Raw genomic sequence first — 4,534 nt, 5'->3', positions numbered from 1 at the left:
CGCCTCCCCATGGAAACCGACGCCCTTCCCCAGCCGGCTCCCGCCTTTCGTCGCCCGGCCCATCCGCCGCATCCGCTGCTGCTCGCGCTGTGCGTGGTACTGGTGAGCCTGGCCGGCTTCGGCGGCTACCGGCTGAGCGAGCATGTGGGCATGCAGGCGCTGCGGGTGGAAGCCAGCCACCGACTGGACCTGTTCGCCGCGGCGGTGGACGCGGTGGTGAACCGCTACGCCCACCTGCCGGCCACGGTGGAGCTGAGCCCGGAGGTGAACAGCCTGCTGCGCCTGCCGGGCGACGCCGGCCGGGCGGACGCCGCCAACCGCTACCTGGAGCGGCTCAACCACAGCATCGGCAGCATCGCCATCTTCATCCTCGATGCCAACGGCCATGCGGTGGCCGCCAGCAACTGGAACCAGCCGGACAGCTTCGTCGGCGAGGACCTCTCCTTCCGCCCCTACTTCCGCAGCGCCATGCAGGGCAAGGTCGGCCGCCACTTCGCCATCGGCACCACCCGGGGCGATCCGGGCTACTTCGTCTCCCACCCGGTGATGAACGCCGGCCGCCTGCTGGGCGTGGCGGTGATCAAGATCGGCTTCGCCGACCTGGACGAGACCTGGACCTCGCTGGGCTCGCCGGCGCTGATCGCCGATGACAAGGGCGTGGTCATCCTCACCTCGGTGCCGGCCTGGCTGTACACCGCGCTGGCACCGCTGGGCGAGGACGACAAGGCGCAGATCGCCGCCGACCGGCTGTACAACAACCGCCCCATCGGCCGCCTGCCGGTCACCCTCGCCGGCGGCGAGGAGAACGGCAGCACCGCGCGCTTCGACAACAGGCTGGTGCTGCCGCCCACGCTGCCGCACAACAGCGGCTTCTACCTCGCCCAGTCACGCGGGCTGCCGGACACCGGCTGGAAGCTGCTGGTGTTCTCCGAGGTAACGCCGGTGCGCCGCCAGGCCGCCACCCATGCGGCGCTCACCGTGGTCGGCGCCGGCTTCCTCATCCTGCTGCTGCTGGTGATCGCCCAGCGCCGCCGCATCCTGCAGGAGAAGCTGGAGGCGCAGGCGCTGCTGCAGCGCGCCAATGCCGAACTGGAGGGCAAGGTGGGCCGCCGCACCCGCGCCCTCACCGAGTCCATCGCCCGCCTGCGCAAGGAAATCGCCGAGCGCCAGCATGCCGAGCAGACGCTGCGCGCGGCGCAGGACGAGCTGGTGCAGGCGGCCAAGCTGGCGGTGCTGGGGCGGCTGGCCACCGGCATCACCCACGAGCTGAACCAGCCGCTGGGGGCGATGCGCACGCTGTCGGGCAACGCCATCGAGTTCATCCGCCGCGGCGACCTCGCCACCGCCGAGAAGAACCTGGGCATCATCGGCCGCCTGATCGACCAGATGGGCGGCATCATCACGCCGCTGAAGACCTTCGCCCGCAAATCGCCGGCGGTGCCGGCGCGGGTGGACGTGGCCCATGCGGTGGCCAATGCCCTGTTCCTGCTCGACCAGCGCCTCAAGCGCGCCGACATCACGGTGCACAACGGCTGCGAGCCGGGCCGGGCAGTGGCCTGGTGCGACCAGAACCGGCTGGAGCAGGTGCTGGTGAACCTCATTTCCAACGCCATCGACGCCATGCGCGGCCAGGCGGTGCGCGAGCTGGACCTGGGCGCCTACACCCACGGCGACGGCCGGGTGGTGCTGCGGGTGGGCGACACCGGCGTCGGCCTGCCGACCACGCTGCAGAACCGCCTGTTCGAGCCCTTCTTCACCACCAAGCCGGCCGGCGAGGGGCTGGGGCTGGGGCTGGCCATCTCGCGCGACATCGTGCGCGAGTTCGGCGGCGACCTGGTGGCCGACAACCGCGCCCGCGGCGGCGCCTTCTTCACCGTCTTCCTGCCCGCGGCCCCGGAGCCGCCCGCCCCATGAAAACAGCGCTTTCCGTACTCATCATCGAAGACGACCCCGACGTCCGCCTCGGCTGCGAGCAGGCGCTGGAGCTGGCCGGCATCCCGGTCACCGGCTGCGCCAGCGCGGAAGAAGGGCTGCGCCGGCTGACGCAGGACTTCGCCGGCATCGTCGTCACCGACATGCGCCTGCCCGGCGCCGACGGCATGGCGGTGGTGCGCCGTGCTCACGAGCTGGACCCGGCGCTGCCGGTGATCATGATCACCGGCCACGGCGACGTCACCCTGGCGGTGGAGGCGATGCGCAGCGGCGCCTACGACTTCATCCAGAAGCCCTTCGCCCCGGAACTGTTGATCGAGGTGGTGCATCGCGCGCTGGACAAGCGCGCGCTGGCGCTGGAAGTTGCCGACCTGCGCCGCCGCCTGGAGCGGCGCGAGGGCCTGGACGCGGCCTTGATCGGCCGCTCGCCGCAGATGGAGCGGCTGCGCCAGCTCATCCTCGACGTCGCCGGCAAGACGGTGGACGTGCTGGTGCGCGGCGAGACCGGCACCGGCAAGGAGCTGGTCGCCCGCTGCCTGCACGACCTCGGCCCGCGCCGCAAGGCTAACTTCGTCGCCCTCAACTGCGGCGGCCTGCCGGACAACCTGCTCGACAGCGAGCTGTTCGGCCACGAGGCCGGCGCCTTCACCGGCGCGCAGAAGCGCCGCGTCGGCAAGATAGAGCACGCCAGCGGCGGCACCCTGTTCCTGGACGAGCTGGAAAGCATGCCGATGGCGGTGCAGATCAAGCTGCTGCGGGTGCTGCAGGAGCGGGTGATAGAGCGCCTGGGCTCCAACCAGCTGCTGCCGGTGGACACCCGGGTGGTGGCGGCGACCAAGGACGACCTGCTGGAACTGGCCGGCCAGGGCCGCTTCCGCGCCGACCTCTACTACCGCCTCAACGTCGTCACCGTGGAGCTGCCGCCGCTGCGCGAACGCCGCGAGGACGTGCCGCTGCTGCTGGAGCACTTCATGCTGCAGGCGGCCCAGCGCTACGACCGCCCGCTGCCGCAGATGAGCGCCGAGCAGACCCACCGCCTGATGGCCCACCCCTGGCCGGGCAATGTGCGCGAGCTGCGCAATGTGGCCGACTGCCTGGTGCTGGGCGTGGGCAACAGCGTGCTCGGCACCGCCGAGCGCAGCGACGCGCCCTCGCTGGCGGAGATGGTGGACCGCTTCGAGCGCAACCTCATCGACGAGACCCTGCGCCGCCACGGCGGCAACCTCAGCCGCGCCGCCGAGGCGCTGCGGGTGCCCAAGACCACGCTGCACGACAAGATCCGCAAGCACGGGCTGACGCCGCGCGAGGGTTGAAGCGGCCCGTCATCGGCGCGCTTGATGACAAGATCCATGGGCCGGGCGGATGGCCACCGGTGACAAGGACGGAAAAGAGGAGACCGCCGGAAAACGGGCCGGGCCGGCGCCGGCTGCGCACATGCAAGCCGCCGCCGCTCCCGCCCATGGCGTTCGGATTTCCGAACAGAGGACCGGGCACCGGCACGGGTTCCCGAACGCCGGGCGCGGGTCTACCCGGATCAACCCCAATCGGATCAAGGAGCTAGGATGAAACCGGGCATTGGCACATTACGTGCGATAACCGCAGGCAACGGGCGAAGCACTCGTCCGCCTTCTCGAACGTACTTTCGAACGTAGATTGGAGACTGGTCATGCGCAAATCCCTCACCGTCATCGCCCTGTGTCTCACTGCGGGAGGCCTCGCCGCCCCCGCGCAAGCCGCCGAACTCACCGGCTCGCTGAAGAAGATCAAGGACGCCGGTGCGATCACCGTGGGCTACCGCGAATCCTCGGTGCCCTTCTCCTATCTGGACGCCGACCAGAAGCCGGTGGGCTATGCGATGGACCTCTGCGCCAAGGTGGTGGACGCGGTGAAGGAGGAGCTGAAGGCGCCCAACCTGCAGGTGAAGTACCAGGCGGTGACCTCGCAGAACCGCATTCCGCTGATGCAGAACGGCACCATAGACATCGAGTGCGGCTCCACCACCAACAGCGTGCAGCGCCAGCAGCAAGTGGGCTTCTCGGTGGCCTACTTCATCACCAGCGTGCGCATGGGCGTGCGCAAGGACTCCGGCATCAACGACATCACCGACCTGGAAGGCAAGCCGGTCGTGACCACCACCGGCACCACCTCCGACGGCCTGATCAAGCAGAACCAGCGCGGCAAGTCCATCAACCTGCGCAACCTCTACGGCAAGGACCACGCCGACTCCTTCCTGATGGTGGAGAGCGGCCGCGCCGCCGCCTTCGTGATGGACGACATCCTCATCGCTGGCCTCATCGCCAACTCCAAGAACCCCTCCGCCTACGCCATCGTCGGCCCTTCGCTGCGCGACGAGCCCTACGGCGTGATGCTGCGCAAGGACGACCCCGAATTCAAGGCGGTGGTGGACAAGGCGCTGATCGCCACGATGAAGTCCGGCGAGGCCACCAAGCTGTACGAAAAGTGGTTCATGAACCCGATTCCGCCGCGCAACGTGAACCTCAACTTCCCGATGAGCCCGGTGCTGAAGGCGGCCATCGAGAACCCGACCGACAAGGGCGTCGAGTAAGGCCCTCGCGCGGGCCCGCTCCCCGCCGGCCCCAAC

General features: G+C 69.7%; 3 protein-coding genes. All 3 read left to right on the top strand.

Annotation, left to right across the window (positions count from 1 at the left end; all coding sequences use genetic code 11):
* On the top strand, nt 1-1,914 hold a 1,914-nt coding region (locus GRF61_RS23375), incomplete at its 5' end, for an ATP-binding protein (protein ID WP_348982469.1).
* Complete coding sequence (locus GRF61_RS23370) at nt 1,911-3,245, top strand: sigma-54 dependent transcriptional regulator (RefSeq protein ID WP_169153014.1); 1,335 nt, start codon at nt 1,911-1,913, stop codon at nt 3,243-3,245. The genes GRF61_RS23375 and GRF61_RS23370, both read left to right, overlap by 4 nt.
* Before the next feature lie 353 nt (nt 3,246-3,598).
* Nucleotides 3,599-4,498 (top strand): transporter substrate-binding domain-containing protein, encoded by a 900-nt coding sequence (locus GRF61_RS23365; protein WP_169153013.1) that lies wholly within the window; start codon nt 3,599-3,601, stop codon nt 4,496-4,498.
* Nucleotides 4,499-4,534: the final 36 nt, after the last annotated feature.

It is taken from the genome of Azoarcus sp. TTM-91 (assembly GCF_012911025.1).
GTDB lineage: Bacteria > Pseudomonadota > Gammaproteobacteria > Burkholderiales > Rhodocyclaceae > Azoarcus.
The sequence above is the reverse complement of the archived record's forward strand: the minus strand, read 5'-3'. Positions and strand labels throughout refer to the sequence as shown.